20 protein-coding genes and 2 tRNA genes are annotated in these 17,389 nt (G+C 31.8%); 14 read left to right on the top strand and 8 right to left on the bottom strand.

Going from position 1 to position 17,389, the window contains the following annotated elements; all coding sequences use genetic code 11:
• Nucleotides 1-78: 78 nt before the first annotated feature.
• Nucleotides 79-1,071: a dTDP-glucose 4,6-dehydratase gene (locus FLY87_RS05475; RefSeq protein WP_012546066.1), complete on the top strand. Its 993-nt coding sequence runs from the start codon at nucleotides 79-81 to the stop codon at nucleotides 1,069-1,071.
• Nucleotides 1,044-1,802, top strand: coding sequence for a DUF72 domain-containing protein (locus tag FLY87_RS05470; RefSeq protein WP_028842441.1), 759 nt, complete (start codon nucleotides 1,044-1,046; stop codon nucleotides 1,800-1,802). Before FLY87_RS05475 ends, FLY87_RS05470 begins: the two co-directional genes overlap by 28 nt.
• On the opposite strand, the gene FLY87_RS05465 is transcribed toward FLY87_RS05470, so the two are convergent.
• Nucleotides 1,774-2,547 carry a vitamin K epoxide reductase family protein gene (locus tag FLY87_RS05465; protein ID WP_012545025.1) on the bottom strand — a complete coding sequence of 258 codons (774 nt, stop codon included), beginning with the start codon at nucleotides 2,545-2,547 and terminating at the stop codon, nucleotides 1,774-1,776. The genes FLY87_RS05470 and FLY87_RS05465 overlap by 29 nt on opposite strands.
• A 103-nt stretch (nucleotides 2,548-2,650) precedes the next feature.
• On the opposite strand from FLY87_RS05465, the gene FLY87_RS05460 reads away from it, so the two are divergent.
• The 4 genes from FLY87_RS05460 (at nucleotide 2,651) to FLY87_RS05445 (ending at nucleotide 4,077) form a co-directional block, all read left to right on the top strand.
• Complete coding sequence (locus FLY87_RS05460; protein ID WP_028842443.1) at nucleotides 2,651-2,914, top strand: hypothetical protein; 264 nt, start codon at nucleotides 2,651-2,653, stop codon at nucleotides 2,912-2,914.
• Between the two features lies 1 nt (nucleotide 2,915).
• A tRNA-Gly gene (locus FLY87_RS05455) sits at nucleotides 2,916-2,988 on the top strand.
• A gap of 8 nt (nucleotides 2,989-2,996) precedes the next feature.
• A tRNA-Cys gene (locus FLY87_RS05450) sits at nucleotides 2,997-3,069 on the top strand.
• 165 nt (nucleotides 3,070-3,234) lie between these two features.
• Complete coding sequence (locus FLY87_RS05445) at nucleotides 3,235-4,077, top strand: deoxyribonuclease IV (RefSeq protein ID WP_141266508.1); 843 nt, start codon at nucleotides 3,235-3,237, stop codon at nucleotides 4,075-4,077.
• On the opposite strand, the gene FLY87_RS05440 is transcribed toward FLY87_RS05445, so the two are convergent.
• Genes FLY87_RS05440 through FLY87_RS05425 form a run of 4 tightly spaced genes read right to left on the bottom strand, consistent with a single transcriptional unit; the run spans nucleotide 4,058 to nucleotide 7,292 of the window.
• On the bottom strand, nucleotides 4,058-4,936 hold the full coding sequence (locus FLY87_RS05440) for a phosphoribosylaminoimidazolesuccinocarboxamide synthase (RefSeq protein ID WP_012545457.1): 879 nt from the start codon (nucleotides 4,934-4,936) through the stop codon (nucleotides 4,058-4,060). The two genes, FLY87_RS05445 and FLY87_RS05440, sit on opposite strands and share 20 nt — an antisense overlap.
• A gap of 12 nt (nucleotides 4,937-4,948) precedes the next feature.
• Complete coding sequence (gene thiD / locus FLY87_RS05435) at nucleotides 4,949-5,713, bottom strand: bifunctional hydroxymethylpyrimidine kinase/phosphomethylpyrimidine kinase (protein ID WP_012546315.1); 765 nt, start codon at nucleotides 5,711-5,713, stop codon at nucleotides 4,949-4,951.
• A complete protein-coding gene (locus FLY87_RS05430; RefSeq protein WP_012546621.1) occupies nucleotides 5,710-6,507 on the bottom strand; it encodes a YihY/virulence factor BrkB family protein in 798 nt (265 codons plus the stop codon). Before FLY87_RS05430 ends, thiD begins: the two co-directional genes overlap by 4 nt.
• Nucleotides 6,498-7,292 (bottom strand): amidohydrolase family protein, encoded by a 795-nt coding sequence (locus FLY87_RS05425; protein WP_012545351.1) that lies wholly within the window; start codon nucleotides 7,290-7,292, stop codon nucleotides 6,498-6,500. The genes FLY87_RS05430 and FLY87_RS05425 overlap by 10 nt, the downstream gene beginning before the upstream one ends.
• A 118-nt stretch (nucleotides 7,293-7,410) precedes the next feature.
• Between FLY87_RS05425 and FLY87_RS05420 the strand changes: the two genes are divergently transcribed.
• From FLY87_RS05420 to FLY87_RS05405, 4 genes are read left to right on the top strand one after another with little or no spacing between them, the layout of a single operon-like run.
• Nucleotides 7,411-8,613 (top strand): 2,3-bisphosphoglycerate-independent phosphoglycerate mutase, encoded by a 1,203-nt coding sequence (locus tag FLY87_RS05420; protein ID WP_141266506.1) that lies wholly within the window; start codon nucleotides 7,411-7,413, stop codon nucleotides 8,611-8,613.
• A complete protein-coding gene (locus FLY87_RS05415; RefSeq protein WP_141266504.1) occupies nucleotides 8,610-9,959 on the top strand; it encodes a TatD family hydrolase in 1,350 nt (449 codons plus the stop codon). The genes FLY87_RS05420 and FLY87_RS05415 overlap by 4 nt, the downstream gene beginning before the upstream one ends.
• Nucleotides 9,960-10,280, top strand: coding sequence for a hypothetical protein (locus FLY87_RS05410; RefSeq protein ID WP_141266502.1), 321 nt, complete (start codon nucleotides 9,960-9,962; stop codon nucleotides 10,278-10,280).
• Nucleotides 10,268-11,011 (top strand): A24 family peptidase, encoded by a 744-nt coding sequence (locus FLY87_RS05405; protein WP_141266500.1) that lies wholly within the window; start codon nucleotides 10,268-10,270, stop codon nucleotides 11,009-11,011. The genes FLY87_RS05410 and FLY87_RS05405 overlap by 13 nt, the downstream gene beginning before the upstream one ends.
• A gap of 3 nt (nucleotides 11,012-11,014) precedes the next feature.
• On the opposite strand, the gene glgP is transcribed toward FLY87_RS05405, so the two are convergent.
• Nucleotides 11,015-12,709 carry an alpha-glucan family phosphorylase gene (glgP, locus tag FLY87_RS05400; RefSeq protein WP_141266498.1) on the bottom strand — a complete coding sequence of 565 codons (1,695 nt, stop codon included), beginning with the start codon at nucleotides 12,707-12,709 and terminating at the stop codon, nucleotides 11,015-11,017.
• Entirely contained in the window at nucleotides 12,700-13,506 is an 807-nt protein-coding gene (locus tag FLY87_RS05395) for a 1,4-dihydroxy-6-naphthoate synthase (protein WP_012546231.1), read from the bottom strand. The genes glgP and FLY87_RS05395 overlap by 10 nt, the downstream gene beginning before the upstream one ends.
• Before the next feature lie 182 nt (nucleotides 13,507-13,688).
• Here FLY87_RS05395 and rpsT point away from each other — a divergent pair, with 182 nt between their 5' ends.
• The 4 genes from rpsT to moaC all read left to right on the top strand — a co-directional run bounded on the left by rpsT (nucleotide 13,689) and on the right by moaC (nucleotide 16,873).
• Nucleotides 13,689-13,997, top strand: coding sequence for a 30S ribosomal protein S20 (rpsT, locus tag FLY87_RS05390; RefSeq protein WP_012545489.1), 309 nt, complete (start codon nucleotides 13,689-13,691; stop codon nucleotides 13,995-13,997).
• A gap of 128 nt (nucleotides 13,998-14,125) precedes the next feature.
• Complete coding sequence (locus FLY87_RS05385) at nucleotides 14,126-15,652, top strand: DHA2 family efflux MFS transporter permease subunit (RefSeq protein ID WP_012546639.1); 1,527 nt, start codon at nucleotides 14,126-14,128, stop codon at nucleotides 15,650-15,652.
• The gene (locus tag FLY87_RS05380; protein ID WP_164924846.1) at nucleotides 15,633-16,373 is read left to right on the top strand and encodes an SDR family oxidoreductase; all 741 of its coding nucleotides are present in this window, start codon (nucleotides 15,633-15,635) and stop codon (nucleotides 16,371-16,373) included. The genes FLY87_RS05385 and FLY87_RS05380 overlap by 20 nt, the downstream gene beginning before the upstream one ends.
• 29 nt (nucleotides 16,374-16,402) lie before the next feature.
• The gene (gene moaC, locus FLY87_RS05375) at nucleotides 16,403-16,873 is read left to right on the top strand and encodes a cyclic pyranopterin monophosphate synthase MoaC (RefSeq protein ID WP_012545678.1); all 471 of its coding nucleotides are present in this window, start codon (nucleotides 16,403-16,405) and stop codon (nucleotides 16,871-16,873) included.
• On the opposite strand, the gene FLY87_RS05370 is transcribed toward moaC, so the two are convergent.
• On the bottom strand, nucleotides 16,870-17,376 hold the full coding sequence (locus FLY87_RS05370) for a hypothetical protein (protein ID WP_164924845.1): 507 nt from the start codon (nucleotides 17,374-17,376) through the stop codon (nucleotides 16,870-16,872). The two genes, moaC and FLY87_RS05370, sit on opposite strands and share 4 nt — an antisense overlap.
• Between the last annotated feature and the right edge of the window lie 13 nt (nucleotides 17,377-17,389).

Below are 17,389 nucleotides of genomic sequence, written 5' to 3'. Positions count from 1 at the left end.
ATTAATAAATTTTATTTTAAAACATCATTCTTTATTTTTGGTATAATTAAGTAAAAAATTTTTTAGGAGGCTTCAAAAATGAAAGTTCTTGTTACAGGTGGAGCCGGTTTTATAGGAAGTGATTTTGTGAGATTAGCTGCAAGAAAAGGCTGGAAGGTTACAGTTGTTGATAAATTGACATATGCAGGCGATATGGAAAGACTTAAACCAATTCAAGACAGACTGGATTTTTATAATGTTGATATCCTTGATAAAGAAGAATTAAGAAAAATATTTGAAAAACAAAAACCAGAGGCTGTGTTACATTTCGCAGCTGAAACAAACATAGATAGGTCAGTTATAGAACCAAGCGTTTTTATGGAAACAAATATTATAGGAACAATATATCTTCTTGAACTTGCTAAGGAGCTTGGGGTGGAAAAGTTTATAAATATCACATCTTATGAAGAATATGGAGATATTAAAGAGGGAGAAAGAGACGAAGACTGTCCTTTAAATCCTCGCTCACCCTATGCTGTGAGCAAGGCTTCTGCTGATATGCTTGGGCAGGTTTATTGGAGAGCCCTAAAGCTTCCTGTTATTACTGTCAGGCTATGCAGTATTTATGGACCTTGGCAGAATCCTGAGAGACTTATTCCAATGACAATCCTGAAAGCTTTACGAAATGAAATGATTCCAATTCATGGAACAGGCGACATAATAAGAGAATGGCTTTATTTGTGCGACTGTATTAGAGCAGTTTTTGCTCTTCTTGAAAAAGGAAAACCAGGTGAGGTATACAATGTAGGTAGTGGAGAAAGATTTAAAGTAATTGATATTGTAAAACAAATATTGAAAATTCTTGATAAGCCTGAAAATCTGATAAAATTTGTTTCTGACCGTCCGGGGCATGAAAAAAGGTTTGCTATTAGTAGTGAAAAAATAAAAAGTACTACAGGCTGGTCACCTACAACAAAATTTGAATCAGGTTTAAAATCTACAATAGAGTGGAATTTGAATAATAGAACGTGGCTTTTTAAGAAGTTGTTTTATTATGAAGACTTATGGAGCAGGCTATACAAAGAGGATTAGATTATCATATTGGCACATCTGGATGGCAGTATGGGCATTGGAAAGGTATTTTTTATCCTGAAAAATTAAAATATTCAGAGTGGCTTTCTTATTACTGTAAACATTTTTCTACAGTTGAAATAAATGTAACTTTTTACAGAGATGTAAAACTTTCAACATTTCAAAAATGGTATAATCTAACACCAGAAGATTTTTTATTTTCAGTAAAACTTTCAAGACAGATAACACATTTTAAGAAACTCAAAATTGATAAAGCTACAATTGATTATTTTATTAATAAGTATTCAACTTTGAAAGGAAAACTCGGAGTTATACTAATTCAACTTCCACCAGGACTAAAATTTGACAAGGTGGTGGTTGATAATTTTATTTCCATGTTAGATAAAACATATAGATATACAGTTGAAGCGAGGAATAAAACATTCATTAATGATATTTTCTTTGAGATTCTGAAATTGAATAATATTGCTTTTTGCATAGCAGACTCTGCTGGAAGATTTCCTTATTACGAGGTAATTACAGCAGATTTTGTTTATGTGAGACTTCACGGTTCACAGAGGCTTTATGCTTCAGAGTATACAGATAAAGAACTCAGTGAATGGGTTCAAAAACTTAAAATATGGAATAAACCTGCATATATTTACTTTGACAACGACTATATGGGATATGCTGTAAAAAATGCATTAAAACTTAAAGAACTGCTCACTGACATTTCTCCTTCTCAAAAATAGGGCAAACCCCTTGTTCGGTATTTGTTGTTGAAGCTTTTGTGAGCAAATATTCTTTTATATTATCCTGACCGATAATAAATTTTTTTGTTTCACCTTCATCACAGACTAAAATTGGAACATGTTCTATTTTCAAAGACTTAAGAATACCTGCAAGTTTTTTTGCTTCAACAGTCTGAATTGAAATTGAATGACTTTTGCAAAATTGAATTACTTCCTCACAGTGAGGACATCCTTTAGAGTAAACAAGGACATACTGGTTAGAAGGTATTTGATTAATTTCAGGATTTATAATATAAGTCATGAAAAATACAGAGATAAAACCAGCAAATGCAAGAATTATTTCAAATCGCCTCTCAAAAATTCTAAATAAACTACTTAGAAAGAGGATTCCAAATACAGTAAAGCAAAAAACACAAAATTCTTTTATTATGAAAGTCTGGAATCCTAATAAATAACCTTCTATTGATAAAGCTATAATAAGAATGCCTGAATGAACTTTTTCAACAAAACTAATTAATGATTCAGAAAATTTATGAAATGAAATAAAAAACAGTGTTCCGAATAAAATTAAGCCTGCAATAAGAAGGACAAGATTTCCACCTTTGACGAAGCTTTCTACAACTTTGCATCCTTCGGTTGAGCAAACACTTTTCCCATAAATATGAAGAATGGTTTCAGCTAATATAAATAAGAAACCAGATAGATAAAACAAAGAGCTTATCTTTATTTTCTTAATTTTAGACATGTATTTAATATAACATCACTTCAATTGTTTTCTGAAGAGTTGAAAATTCCAAATCTCTAATGTAGCTCAATCTGTCTTGAATAGAAAAGGTCTAAAGATTGACATGTATAAAGCTTTTATGATAATTTTTTACATGTTGTCATTTTTAAGAAAATGGAGAAAGAAAAGACAATTAAAAAAATTTAATAAACTAATAAAAGATTTTGAAGAAATGCGTGAAAATTTATTAAAAAGGGCAGAGGTACTTGAGGAATTTGCAAATAGAAGGATAAAAGAGTTAGAATTAAAAATAAATTATATGGAAGAGCAATTGGCGGTCTTTGAGAAAGTTGTAGATTCACTTGATCCTAAGAAAAGAATCAATTAATGCGGGTGTAGCTCAGCTGGTAGAGCACAACCTTGCCAAGGTTGGGGTCGCGGGTTCAAATCCCGTCGCCCGCTTTTTTATTGGCGACGTACCCAAGTGGCTAAGGGAGCGGTCTGCAAAACCGCCATTCGCCGGTTCGAATCCGGCCGTCGCCTTTTGTAATAGGTTTATAGATATTTTCTCCCTTAACTTTTATCAAAATTCAAAGATTCTTTCTGTTAATTGAGTATCTTAGAACGATATATTCATAATAAAAATGAACAAATTTTTCGCATCGCTTTTCAGAATAATAAAAAAATCAAACTCAATCCGAGAGGAAAATGAGGCCATTAGGTGTTCATACTTCAATAAAAGAAAGTATTCTTAATGCAATTGAAGAGGCAAAAAATCTTCAATGTGAAACATTCCAAATTTTTCTTCATAGTCCAAGAATATGGAAGATTCCTGAATTTGAAGAAGAGATTATTGAAAAATTTAAAAAAAAGATTCAGGAAAACAACCTCAGTCCTTTTGTTGTTCATGCGTCTTATCTAATAAATCTTATTTCATCTAATCCAAAAACTATAAACTCCTCAAAATATCTTCTTAAAAGAGAAGTTTTGATGTCAGATTTGCTTGGTGCTGATTATTATGTAATCCACTTAAAGGATAATCAGGCAATGCAAAATGAGGAAATTTTTGACAAAGTCAGAGAAGCTTTCAGTAAAATTGGAAAACTTCAAAAATGTAAAATTCTTATTGAAAATACAGCAAAAAGCAAAATAACTGCCAGAATTTCAGATCTTTTTGACACATTTAAAAATATTAATACAGAAAATGTTAGTGGAGTTTGTATTGATACCTGTCACTTGTTTGCCGCGGGTTACGATATCTCTAATGAAAAGGTAATTTCAGAATTTATTGAAGAAGTTAAAAATTTTGGGGATTTTAATCTCATAAAACTCATTCATTTAAATGATTCAAAAGCATCTGTTGGTTCAGGAATAGACAGACATGAGCATATAGGGAGAGGAAGTATTGGCATTAAAGGATTTGAAAATTTTTTTAAAATAAAAGAGATATCCCATGTCCCATTAATTCTTGAGACTCCCAAAAAATCTCCTCAAGATGATATAAAAAATCTTACTGCTGTAAGAGAAATTCTTAAGAAGTTAGAATCCTGAAGATTTCTTTATATCTTTCAGCAGTTTTATTAACTATATCTTCAGGTAGTTGTGGTGCTGGTGGTTTTTTATCCCATTTTATTGAAAGGAGATAATCTCTTACAATCTGCTTATCATAGCTGTCTTGAGGATAGCCTATCCTATAATTTTCTAATGACCAGAAACGAGAAGAATCCGGCGTTAATAACTCATCAATAAGAATAAGTTTTCCATTGTAAAATCCAAATTCCATTTTTGTGTCAGCAATTATAATACCTTTTTTTTCAGCAATCTGAGCAGCTTTTTTGTAAATAGATAATGAAAGCTCTTTAACTTTTTGAGCAGTTTCTTCTCCGAGAATTTGAATAGTTTCTTCAAAACTTATATTTATGTCATGTCCTTGTTCTGCTTTTGTGCTTGGGGTGAAGACAGGTTCTGGCAGTTTGGCAGATTCAACAAGTCCTTCAGGAAGTTTTATTCCGCAAATCATCCCTGTTTTTTGATAATCTTTCCATCCTGAGCCACTTAGATATCCACGAACAATGCATTCAACAGGAAGAGGTTTAGCTTTTTTTACAAGCATACTTCTTCCTTCAAGAATTTCTTTATAAGCAGGTAAAGGCTCAGGAAATTCGTCTGCATTTGCTGAAACAAGATGGTTTTCAACAATATCTTTTACTTTATCAAACCAGAATAAAGATATCTGAGTTAGTATTTTTCCTTTTTCAGGAATTCCTGTTGGCAATACAACATCAAAAGCAGAAACTCTATCTGTTGCAACAATGAGTAAATAGTCTTCAATTTCATAGATATCTCTGACCTTACCTCTTCTGAGGAGTTTTACTCCTTTAAGATTTGTTTCAAGAACCACATTTTTCACGTGTCTCCTCCCTTAAATTATTAATAGATTTATTCCTTGCCCTAATTTTAAAGAATTTTCAATTGCTTTTCTTACAAAGTCCTTAGATGCCTTAAATGCCTCCAATGGATTATATCCTTTACATAAAAAACAAACAAAAGCTGATGAAAAAGCGCATCCTGTTCCATGAAATTGTCCAGGAATTTTTTTCCCATCTATTTTGTAAAAATTTTTCCCATCATAAAGTATATCAATTGCTTTTTTTTCAAAATGTCCACCTTTAATTATAGCAAACTTTGTTCCCATCTGATAGAGTTGCTTTGAAGCTTCATATAAGTCTTCAATTCTTTCAATCTTTAGTTCTGTGAGTGCTTCTGCTTCAGGAATATTTGCTGTAACAGCCATTGAAAGAGGAATAAGTTCTTCTTTTAGAGTTTTTAGGGCATTATTTTCTAATAATTTAGCTCCTAATGTAGAAGTCATTACAGGGTCAATCACAAGGTTTTTTATATTTAAGTTTTTAATATTGCTGATTACACACTGAAAAGCCTCTTTACTGTAAATCATACCTATTTTTGTTCCATGAGGTTTTAAATCTTTTAAGAGAGTTTCAAACTGACTATTTATAATTTCTTCTGGTAGAGGGAAAACAGAGGAAAATTCTATTGTACTTTGAGCAGTAACAGCAGTTAGAATACTTAATCCATAGACTTCTAAAGAATGAAAAACTTTTAAATCCATCTGGATTCCTGCTCCAGATGTTGGGTCTGAGGCTCCTATAGTTAAAGCTATTTTCATTTTTTTTCAATATTTTTTATTAATTCTGCTCCGTAAATAAAAACTGCCCAACCATAAAAAAGCCACATAAGAAGCGCAAGAAAGGTTGATAAAGAACCATAAAGAGTATTTATTTTGATTATTTTGACAACATAAAAAGCAAAAACATATTTGGCAATCTCAATTAGTACTGTTGTAATTAAAGCTCCTATTAAAATTGAACTAAGTTTAATTTTTTTGTTTGGTAAAATTTTATAAAGCAAGGTTGTAATAACAAACATCAATACAAAAGGCAGAAGATACTTCAGAAAAAAGCCTAATAGAATACTTAGTTCAGAAAATATCATGGGTTGAAAAATTCTTATAAGATAGGTAAAAGCAAATGAGGCTGCTACTGTAAATGTTATAAGAAGAATTATAAAAAATGACATCAGAAGTGACATTATAAAATGTCTCTTTTTTGCAGTTTTAAAAATTTTGTTAAGTGAAAATTCAATTGCTGTAAAAAGTTGTAAAGAAAAGACACCATAAAGAATTAATGAAATACTGCTTATTTCTTTTGATGCCAAAATTTTTCGGAGTTCTTTAATCATATGTAGTTCTATTGCAGGAAAAAATGTGATTAATTTTGAATATACAAATTTTACAACTCTTTCTTCTTGTAGTATATTCATCAGAATGTTAACAATAAACATGCTCAGGGGAATAATTGATAAAATTGAAAAAAAGGCAAGTGAAGAGCTTAAAAAAACTCCTTCATCATTATAAAAATCTTTTAAACTTATAATAAAAGCCTTCGGAAGCTTTATGAGCATCGGAGCAACTTTTCTGCATTACGATGAAATATTTTTTCCATAAAATCTCCTGAAAGACCAAGTTTTTTAAGGTTTTCTATTTCCTTGCCTTGGTCTGCCCATGGAGAGTCAGTTCCAAAAAGAATATAGTCTGATGGATGTTTAAGAATTAGTTCTTTAATTTTTTCATCGGGCATCCATCCAAATGAAAAAGATATTTCCATAAAAATATTTTTACCGATCATTAATTGTTCTACCTTATCCCACTCTTTCCATGCCCCAAGATGAGTTGCAATAAACTTGAGCTCTGGAAACCTATTTATGACATTTATTATTCTTTTGGGGGAAGCAATATCCCACTCAGGGAAGGCTATATCATAGCCACAGTGCATAACAATCAGCATATCATTTTCAATAAGTGCTTCATATATTGGGTAAATCTTTTCATCATCAATTGAAAAATCTTGATAGAATGGATGCATTTTTATCCCATAAAAACCTGATTTTTTAATCAATTTAATATGTTCTTTGGCCTCTTTATCATCAGGATGGACTGATGGTAAAGGAATAATTCTTTCAGAGCGGATTTTATCACTCCATTTAATAATTGAGTTAAACTGTTCTGGTTTTGTCGCAATATTGCATAATACAGACTTTGCAATCTGACTTTTGTCCATTGAACGAAGGAGATTATCAAGTGTTCCATTAAGACAAGCTTTGACCTGACTTTTTTCTTCCAGTTTCTTTATTGCTCTTTCTGCAATTTCATCTGGGAAAGCATGAGTATGAAAATCAATTATTTGCATAAATTATATTTTATCCATAAAAATTTCAATTTATCAATTATTGTTCTATTTTTAAATGTTTTTTTGTTATTATTTAATTGTTTATTATTCACTTATTCTGATTTTAAGAGGTGCATTTATGGATTTGTCTTCTTTGATTCAAAAAAATAATACAAAAATAATTTTTGTAATTCTTGATGGACTTGGTGGGCTTCCTATTAATGGAAAAACAGAGCTTGAGATGGCAAATAAACCAAATCTTGACAGTCTTGCAAGAGTATCAGCATGTGGATTGCATATTCCTGTAGATTATGGGATTACGCCAGGAAGCGGACCTGGTCATTTTGGAGTCTTTGGATATGATCCTCTTCAGTATGAGATTGGTAGAGGTGTTCTTGAGGCATTAGGGCTTGATATAGAACTTCAAAAAACTGATGTAGCTTTAAGGTGTAACTATGCCACTATTAAAAATGGTTTGATAGTTGATAGAAGAGCAGGAAGAATACCTACAGAAAAAAATATAGAGCTTACCAATATGCTTTCAGAAAATATAAAGGAGATTGACGGAGTAAAAATTATTCTAAAACCAGGGAAAGAACACAGGTTTTGTCTTGTAATGAGATTTTCAAAAAATATTACAGAAAAACAGGCGATGGTTACAGATACAGACCCTCAAAAAGAAGGAAAACCACCTGCTGAGCCCATTGCTTTAAATGATGACTCTATTGAGGTTGCAAAAATAGCTAAAAAATTTATTAAAAAAGCACAAGAAATTTTAAAAAGCGAAGAAAAGGCAAATTATGTCCTTTTAAGAGGTTTTTCTGCATTACCTGATATACCTTCTTTTGAGCAGAAATACGGTCTTAAAGCATGTTCCATAGCAGTATATCCAATGTATCGTGGTATTACAAAATTACTTGGTATGGATATATTGCCTGTAGAGGGTGATATTAAAGAAGAAGTGGAATTACTTAAAAAAGTTTACGGAAAGTATGATTTTGTTTTTATTCATATAAAAAAGATTGATTCTTTTGGTGAAGATGGGAATTTTGAAGGTAAAGTAAGAAAAATTGAAGAATTTGATAGTTTTATCCCAGAGATTCTTTCATTAAATCCTGATACATTGGTTATTACAGGAGATCACAGCACTCCATGTCTTCTTAAAACACATAGCTGGCATCCTGTTCCATTGCTTATTAAATCACCCTATGTTTTTGGTGCTACGGTTAATTCCTTCACAGAAAGGGAGTGTCTTAAGGGAGAACTTGGAATAATTCATGCTACATCAATTATGTCACTTGTTCTGGCAAATACTTTGAGATTAAGGAAGTTTGGAGCATGATTGATAGCCACTGTCATCTTGAAATGTTTGAAGAAGAAATTTCAGAAGTATTAAAACGTGCCTATGATGCAGGAATAAGTACTATTATCACAATCAGTTCAGATGTTGCAAGTATTGATGAAATCATAAAAATAACTGAGCAATATCCGATGGTTTATGCAACTGTTGGTATCCATCCGCATGATGCAAAGGAAATGAACAGCGAGGTATTAAAAAAAATTTTTGAACTAAGTAGACATCCAAAAGTAGTTGGTATAGGGGAGATAGGACTTGATTATCATTATGAACATTCACCGAAGGAAGTTCAGCGTGAAGTTTTTGCCTTACAACTTAAACTTGCCCGTGATATAAGACTGCCTGTGGTTATTCATTCAAGAGAAGCCTTTGATGATACAATAAAAATTTTAAAAGAACAAAATGTTGATAAAGGAGTTATGCATTGTTTCAGTGGAAACTTATCTCAGGCAAAGAAAGCTATAGAACTTGGATTTTTTATATCAATATCAGGCGTTGTTACATTTAAAAATGCAAAAACTATTAAAGAAGTTGCTCGGTTTGTTCCAGATGAATATTTGATGATTGAGACAGATGCTCCATATCTTGCACCTGAACCAATGCGGGGTAAAAGAAATGAGCCTTCTTTTTTAATTTACACAGCTAAGGCTTTAGCAGACTTAAGGGGGGTAACTATTGAAGACATTGATAGAATAACTACTGTAAATGTAAATAGGCTTTTTCGTATTGGGGACCTTCCAAAAGGTGAGATTGCTTATAAAATCAGGGATACTCTTTATTTAAATGTAACAAATAGATGCACAAATGTATGCAGATTCTGTGTTAGATTTCATACTGATTATGTTAAAGGACATAATTTAAGGCTTGAAAAAGAACCTTCGGCAGAGGATTTAATACAAACAATAGGCGATCCTAAAAATTATAAAGAGATTGTTTTTTGTGGTTATGGAGAACCCTTTCTAAGACTTAATTTAATTAAAGAAGTTGCAAAATGGATAAAAGAACAAGGTGGCAGAGTGAGAGTCAATACAAATGGACAGGGAAATTTAATTCATGGAAGGAAGATACTTCCAGAACTTGCTGGACTCATTGATTCAATCTCCATAAGTCTTAATGCACATAATAGCGAAATCTATAACAAAATTTGTAATCCTGTTAAACCAAATGCCTTTGAGGCAGTTATAGAATTTATCAAGGATGCTAAAAAATATGTTCCCTTCGTACAGATAACAGTTGTAGATCTTAAAGAAGTTGATATTAAAAAGTGTGAGGAGATTGCAAATTCGCTGGGTATAAGATTCAAAGTAAGACATCTTGATGAGGTTGGTTAAATGCTTGAAATAATTAAAAAAGATTTTTTGCAAGGGGTTAAAACTTTTAAATTCTGGGCAACGGTTATTTCTGAAAGAATCAAGATTGAGTTAAATGTTTTAAACCTTATCAGAGAAATGAATAAACTTAATCTAAAAAAAGATGAACTTCTTAAATACATTGGTAAAGAAATATATGATTCATGGGACAGGGATTTAGAAGTTAAAGAAAATGAAAAAATATCAAGTTTAGTAAGGCAGATAAGAGAGATTGAAGTAGAAATAGAAGACAAAAGAAAGAAATTTAGAGAACTTGAGGATATGAGCCAGTGGAAGTTTTGATATTTCTTGTTTTTGGTCTAATTGTTGGTTCATTTCTTAATGTATGTATTTATAGGATCCCAAGAAAAATCTCTATAATTAAACCTACATCATTTTGTCCTTCCTGTGAGAATTCAATTAAAATATGGCATAATATTCCAGTTTTAAGTTTTATATTGCTTAAAGGTAAATGCGATTACTGTGGCTCAAGAATTTCATTTAGATATCCATTGGTTGAGCTATTAAATGGTATTTTTTACGTTTTAGCATATTTAAGTTTTGGTTTAACAACTTATCTTGTATTCATTCTGATTTTTATTTCAGCTTTAATTGTGATTACATTTATTGATTTTGATTTTCAAATTATTCCTGATCAAATTTCAATTCCTTTAATTTTTCTTGGTTTTATTTTTTCTCTGTTTTCACATGATTATACAGGTTTGGTGTCAGATTTTAAAGAATCTCTGACTGGGATAGTTGTTGGTGGAGGGAGTCTTTTAATTGTTTCAATAATAAGCAAAGGAGGCATGGGAGGAGGAGATATAAAATTGAATGCAGCGGTTGGGGCATTTCTTGGATGGAAAGCAGCTTTGCTCACAATTTTTATAGGAAGTCTAATAGGCTCAATAGTTGGGATTATAATTTTTAAAAAAACAGGAAACAGAAAGATTCCATTTGGACCATTTCTTTCAATTGGTGCCTTAATATGTTTGTTTTTAGGCGAAAAAATATTGAATTGGTATTTTGGGTAGAAATTATCTTATATAAGCTTCAGTTACATAAAATCTGACCATTCTATGAGTATTGAAATAATAGGCATTCATTGCGATGGCATTTTTCATTATTTTTATCCATATATGACGGTTTTCATAAAATAAAGGTAAGATTTCACTTGAAAGTTTATAATAGAGGTCTTCCGCATCTTTCTTGGGATCTGAAGTTTCTTCAAGAGTGCCGATAGCCCAGCCTGTATAACCTTCAATCCATCCTTCAATCCACCACCCATCAAGAACACTTAGGTTAGGGACACCATTGTGAGCAGCTTTCATTCCAGATGTTCCTGATGCCTCATATGGTTTTAGAGGATTATTAAGCCATATATCAACTCCTGCAACAAGTTTCATTGCCATTGCCATGTCATAATTTGGTAAATAAACTATTTTTACCTTGTTTTTTAATTTTTCTTTGACTTCAAAAATTTTCTGAATAAGTTTTTTTCCACCTTCATCTCTTGGATGAGCCTTACCAGCATATATTATTTGAATTCTTCCTTCTCCAATCATTGCGAGTCTTTCAGGATCCGAAATCAACAAATCTGCTCTTTTATAAGGAGTTGCTCTCCTTGCAAAACCCATTGTGAAAGTGTCATAATTTAAATTAGCACCTGTTATTCTATTTACAAAGTCAATTAAATGTTTCTTTGCCTGAATATGAGCATCCCAGAGTTCATCTTCAGGGATCCTCCATGCTCTTACAAATATCTCAGGCTCATTTGCCCATCCTGGTAGATATTTGTTATAAAGATTTTTGAAAGGCTCTGATACCCATGTATAGGAGTGTATTCCATTTGTTATAGCATGTATTTCATAACCAGGAAACATTTTTTCAGAGACTTCCTCATGTTTTTTAGAGACTCCATTGATAAATTCGCTCAAATTAAATCCCAACAAAGTCATATTTAGCATCCCATCTCCTGCGAGCTTTTTTAAAAGCCATAGAGGAACTATTTCTCCAGCTATTTTTTGAATAAGTTCATATGGAAATCTGTCATGTCCTGCAGCAACTGGAGTATGAGTTGTGAAAACACATAAATTTTTTACCTTTTCAATATCCCATACAAGTTCTTCTGACCATACTTCTTCAATTGGTCTTTTGAATCTCTGAAGAAGTTCCAGGGTTAAAAAACTTGAATGTCCTTCATTCATATGATATTTTTTGATCTCAAAACCAAGTTCATTGAGAATTCTTATCCCTCCTATACCAAGAACAATCTCTTGTTTAATACGATACTCTAAGTCTCCACCATAAAGATAGTGTGTGATAGTTCTATCTTGAGGATCATTTTCCGGAATATCTGTATCAAGAAATAAAATAGGAAGTTTTCCACCAGTTGTGCTTTGTATAACATAAAGCCAGGCAGTTACATAAACAGGCTTATTTTCTATTTTTACTTCAACCATTACATCAAGTTTATTTAAATATTTTTCAATGTCCCATGGATCTGGATGTTCAATCTGTCTTCCAAATGGATCAAGTTCCTGTCTAAAGTATCCCATTCTATGAATTAGTGTAATACCAATCATTGGAATTCTTAAATCAGCTGCTGATTTTAAAGTATCTCCAGCTAAAATACCAAGTCCACCACTGTATGTGTGCATTTCTGGTATTATTCCTATTTCCATTGAAAAGTAAGCAATTCTTGGCTCTTTAATAAATTCATCTATGACCATATGGCATGCCTCTCTATCCTCTTGATTAATTCATCTATTGCCTGTATACCTTTTTCACCCATATCAAAAGTAAATTTATTTACATAGCATTGAATATGGGATTTTATAACATCTTCATCAAGTTCCTGAGAATATTTTTTAATAAACTTCATGGCTTCATCAAAGTGAGAATAGGCATAATTGAGACTTTCTTGGATAATTTTTTCAAGAGCTTTTTTTATATTCAATGATTTTTGGGATATGATTAAACCGAGAGGAATTGGCAATGAAGTTTCTTGTATCCAAAATTTCCCAAGATCTTCAACTAATTCAAGTCCTTTTAAGGAATATATAAACCTTCCCTCGTGAATAACGACTCCTATATCTGCCTCTTCTTTAATAATCTTATCAATAATTTTATAAAAAGGCATAAACTCAACTATATATTTTTTATTGGGGAAATTTTTTTGCCAGTAAAACCACATGAGAGCAGAAGCGGTTGTTAATCTGCCAGGTAGAGCAATTTTAATATTTGAAAGATTTTTAAGTTTTTCTAAGTTTTTTGTTATCACCACAGGTCCATATTCTGATAAAGCTCCACCTGAGGACAGCATAATATAATCATTTTGAAGATAATAAAAGGCATGAGCTGAAATTTTTGAGATATCAAGAGCCTTTTCCATGCACAGATTATTTAGAGTTTCTACATCTTCAATGACAAAATCAAAGTCCAATCCTTCAGTTTTTATCTTTTTTTCTATTATTCCAAAAAATATGAATATATCATTGGGACATGGAGATATTCCAAACTTTAACATAGAAATAATTTTACCAGATATTGAAACATTTATGGAAACTATGCTAATTTAAAAAACTAAGGTTTTGAGATATATTTGTAGTGATTGAAAATTAAATTAATTTGTAATTCATTGATTTTCAATAAATTGTAAGTTTTTGAGTAGGCTTAAAAATGAATACTTTTATATAGGAGGGAATAAAGTTGGCAACTAAAAGATCAACAGTAAAAAAAAGAAGTAAATCAGTATTAAAAAGAATAAGGCAGGATGCAAAAAGAAGATTAAGAAATCAGGCATGGAAAACAAAAATAAAGACATGTATAAAAAAAGTTGAAGAAACTATTGCCCAAAATAATAAAGATTCAATTCAAGCAGTATTAAATGAGGCAATAAAAGTGATCAGCAAAGCTGCATCAAAAGGGATTATTCATAAAAATACAGCATCCAGAAAAATATCAAGATTGACCAAAAAAGCTAATACTGTTTTAATTTCTTCAAGTTCTATGAACTAATTTAATCTGTTATCTGCTTCTTTTTAGCTAAAAAGAGTTCAGGACAATACCTGAACTCTTTTTTATTTTTAAGGCTCTATTAATAAAGTTATTGCTAACTTACACTTTATTTTTTATATAATATTTGAATGAAACGGTTCTGGATTGTTTTAACTGTAATGCTTCCTACTTTTATTGAGATTCTTGATACAACCATAAATAATGTTGCATTGAGACATATTCAGGGAAGTCTTTCAGCAGGAGTTGATGAATCAACATGGATTATTACTTCTTATCTTGTTTCAAATGCCATAGTAATTCCAATGGCTGGATGGTTGAGCAAGATTTTTGGGAGAAAAAATTATTTAATTTTTTCTATAACAGTTTTTACAATTTCTTCCTTTTTATGTGGTATGGCTTGGAGTCTTACATCTTTGATATTTTTCAGAGTTCTTCAAGGAATTGGGGGAGGAGGGTTACAGCCTTTAAGTCAGAGTATACTTCTTGAGACATTTCCAAAAGAAAAGTATGGCACAGCAATGGCAATTTATGGAATGGGTATAATTATGGCACCAATACTTGGTCCGATAGTTGGAGGATGGATTGCTGATAATTTCTCGTGGAGATGGATATACTACATAAATATCCCAGTTGGAATCATATCTATTTTAATGACTTATCTTATTATAGAGGACCCTCACTATTTAAAGAGAGAAAAACTACGCATTGATTATCCGGGAATAATTTTTTTAGCCTTAGGTATCGGATGTCTTCAAATAATGCTGGATAAGGGCGAGAGGGAAGATTGGTTTGAATCAAAGTTTATAATAACTCTTTTTGTCATAAGCATTTTAAGCCTTGCAACTCTTTTATGGTGGGAACTAAAGCGAGCAGAACATCCAATTGTTAATTTCAGGCTTTTTAAAGATAGAAATTTCTTTTTTGGTAATCTTGTGATGTTTTTTACTTTTGTTAATCTTTTTGGAAGTATTATTCTCTTACCAATCTATGTTCAGAATTTAATGGGATACACAGCATTTTTGGCAGGATTAGTTCTTGGTCCTGCTGGAATTGTTCAGTTTATAGCTTTTCCCATAAGTGGTAAAATAGTTGATAGGATAAATCCTAAAATACCTCTTGCATTCGGTATCATAATGTGTGCATATTCAACTCATCTTATGAGTTTATTTAATCTTCAAGCAGGATTCTGGGATTTTGTTTATCCGAGAGCAGTTTTAGCTCTTGGTATGGCTTTTGTTATAACTCCTTTAGCGGCAATGACAGTAGCGTATATTCCAAAAGAAAAAATGCAGGACGCTACTCCATTAAATGGTGTTATAAGAAACATTGGAGGCTCTGTTGGCACAGCGATAGTTACAACGATTGTATCGCAGAGAACACAGTTTCATCAGGCAAGACTTGTAGAAAATCTTACTCCCTATGACATTCCTTATCAGATTATAATTGAAAAATTAAATGAATATTTATCTATAAGGACATTTCTTCCACCAGAAAACCCGATATACAGAGAACTTATAAGGCAGGCTCAGACAATAGCTTTTAATGAAGCATTCTGGATTTTAAGTATTGCAATGATTTCAATGATTGTGACCATCATGTTTTTCCGTAAGCCGATTTATAAAAAGAAAGGAGGAAATGCTGGTGCAGTCCATTAAAGGAAAGATTGCACTTATAACAGGTGCATCAAAAGGTATAGGATTAGCAACTGCTCAGAAATTCGCAAATCAAGGAGCTCAACTTGCTCTTGTATCAAGGTCTGAAGAATTATTAAACAGCATTGCGGAGAAAATTAAAAAGCAGTTTGGCGTGAATGTTTTAAGTATACCTGCTGACATTTCCAAAACTGACGAAGTTGAAAGAGTATTTGAAACATTGAAATCTCATTTTGGTAAACTTGATATTTTAGTTAATAATGCAGGAAGAGGAATTTTTAACTATATTGAGAACGGTTCATCAAAAGAGTGGAAAGAGGTTATTGATTTAAATCTTACAGGACTTATTCACTGTACCCATTTAGCTGCAAAAATGATGATTTTGCAAAGAAGTGGTCATATTGTTAATATTTCTTCAGTAGCTGGAAGGGTTGGAATTCCAGGATGGTCAGTTTACTGTGCTACAAAATGGGCAGTTGTAGGATTTTCTGAATCAATTCGCAAAGAATTGATAAAATACAATATCCGTGTTACAGTAATAGAGCCAGGAGTCGTGGCAACACAGTGGGGCGAAAATATGCCTGAAGAATGGATAAAAAGTAGGGGTGCAATGAAAGCTTTAAAGGCTGAAGATGTTGCAGAGGCAATATACTATGTTGTAACTCAACCTGAGCATGTTTCTATAAATGAATTGCTTATAAGACCAACAGAACAGGAAAGATAATTTTGATGTCTAAGGAGGTTTTCAAGAAAATGTTTACTCATTTTGATGAAAAAGGACAGGCAAGGATGGTTGATGTTACAGGCAAACCTGTAACAGAAAGGATTGCTATTGCTGAAGGTATTGTAAAAATGAAACCAGAAACTTTGAAAATGATTTTAAACAAAAAAATTGTAAAGGGCGATGTTTTTCAGGTTGCCCGCCTTGCTGGAATTATGGCTGCAAAAATGACACCTCATCTTATTCCACTTTGCCATCCTCTTCCAATTACGTCTATTGAAATTGATTTTGAACCAGATGAAGATAACTCTCAGGTAAAAATAAAAACTACTGTAAAGACAACTGCTCAAACAGGAGTTGAAATGGAAGCAATGGTTGCAACATCTTTGGCATCTCTTACAGTATATGACATGTGCAAGGCTGTTGATAAAGAAATGATAATTGGAGATATAAAGCTTGTTTATAAAGCAGGAGGTAAAAGCGGTGAGTTTGTTAGAACCTAATCCTCTTTATTTGAATCTCCTCCAGAATTAAGCTGCCTTTCCACCATAGGATTAAGTCTTATAAAAATAATAATGGAATTGCCCTCTTTTTTATAAACAGTTTCAACAGGCTCTAAAATTCCAAATATCCATGGAAAATATAATGGTTTTAGCTCGTAACCCAGAATATTTTCTCCCTCATCTATCACAGAACATTTTATAGAACTAACAAATGAAGGGTTCCTTAAAATCTCATTTACAATTTTTAGTGCTTCTTTTTCATTCAAATTTTCAATTATTCTGTATTTAAAAGCTGGTGCATAGGGAACTATTTTGATTTTATCATCAACTTTATCAAGAATGATGAATGTTTCAGGATCATTTATAAATGAATTTGAGTAAATAATTAAGTTAAAGACTCCCTTTATATCTGCCTCATTGCATTGCTTAAGAGATACCTCTGCTTGCAGATTTATCGGCATAATAAGCAGTGTTAAAAATATTAATATTTTAGTCAACTTCATAAAAAATATTATA

The organism is Thermodesulfovibrio sp. Kuro-1, from assembly GCF_006538445.1.
In the GTDB taxonomy this organism is placed as follows: domain Bacteria; phylum Nitrospirota; class Thermodesulfovibrionia; order Thermodesulfovibrionales; family Thermodesulfovibrionaceae; genus Thermodesulfovibrio; species Thermodesulfovibrio yellowstonii.
The sequence above is the reverse complement of the archived record's forward strand: the minus strand, read 5'-3'. Positions and strand labels throughout refer to the sequence as shown.

Bases quoted from the DNA above. Each gene is read 5' to 3' on its own strand.
- FLY87_RS05475 (WP_012546066.1), top strand. From the start codon at position 79: ATGAAAGTTCTTGTTACAGGTGGAGCCGGTTTTATAGGAAGTGATTTT.
- FLY87_RS05470 (WP_028842441.1), top strand. From the start codon at position 1,044: ATGGAGCAGGCTATACAAAGAGGATTAGATTATCATATTGGCACATCT.
- FLY87_RS05465 (WP_012545025.1), bottom strand. From the start codon at position 2,547: ATGTCTAAAATTAAGAAAATAAAGATAAGCTCTTTGTTTTATCTATCT.
- FLY87_RS05460 (WP_028842443.1), top strand. From the start codon at position 2,651: ATGTATAAAGCTTTTATGATAATTTTTTACATGTTGTCATTTTTAAGA.
- FLY87_RS05445 (WP_141266508.1), top strand. From the start codon at position 3,235: ATGAGGCCATTAGGTGTTCATACTTCAATAAAAGAAAGTATTCTTAAT.
- thiD (WP_012546315.1), bottom strand. From the start codon at position 5,713: ATGAAAATAGCTTTAACTATAGGAGCCTCAGACCCAACATCTGGAGCA.
- FLY87_RS05430 (WP_012546621.1), bottom strand. From the start codon at position 6,507: ATGCTCATAAAGCTTCCGAAGGCTTTTATTATAAGTTTAAAAGATTTT.
- FLY87_RS05425 (WP_012545351.1), bottom strand. From the start codon at position 7,292: ATGCAAATAATTGATTTTCATACTCATGCTTTCCCAGATGAAATTGCA.
- FLY87_RS05420 (WP_141266506.1), top strand. From the start codon at position 7,411: ATGGATTTGTCTTCTTTGATTCAAAAAAATAATACAAAAATAATTTTT.
- FLY87_RS05415 (WP_141266504.1), top strand. From the start codon at position 8,610: ATGATTGATAGCCACTGTCATCTTGAAATGTTTGAAGAAGAAATTTCA.
- FLY87_RS05410 (WP_141266502.1), top strand. From the start codon at position 9,960: ATGCTTGAAATAATTAAAAAAGATTTTTTGCAAGGGGTTAAAACTTTT.
- glgP (WP_141266498.1), bottom strand. From the start codon at position 12,709: ATGGTCATAGATGAATTTATTAAAGAGCCAAGAATTGCTTACTTTTCA.
- FLY87_RS05395 (WP_012546231.1), bottom strand. From the start codon at position 13,506: ATGTTAAAGTTTGGAATATCTCCATGTCCCAATGATATATTCATATTT.
- FLY87_RS05385 (WP_012546639.1), top strand. From the start codon at position 14,126: ATGAAACGGTTCTGGATTGTTTTAACTGTAATGCTTCCTACTTTTATT.
- FLY87_RS05380 (WP_164924846.1), top strand. From the start codon at position 15,633: ATGCTGGTGCAGTCCATTAAAGGAAAGATTGCACTTATAACAGGTGCA.
- moaC (WP_012545678.1), top strand. From the start codon at position 16,403: ATGTTTACTCATTTTGATGAAAAAGGACAGGCAAGGATGGTTGATGTT.
- FLY87_RS05370 (WP_164924845.1), bottom strand. From the start codon at position 17,376: ATGAAGTTGACTAAAATATTAATATTTTTAACACTGCTTATTATGCCG.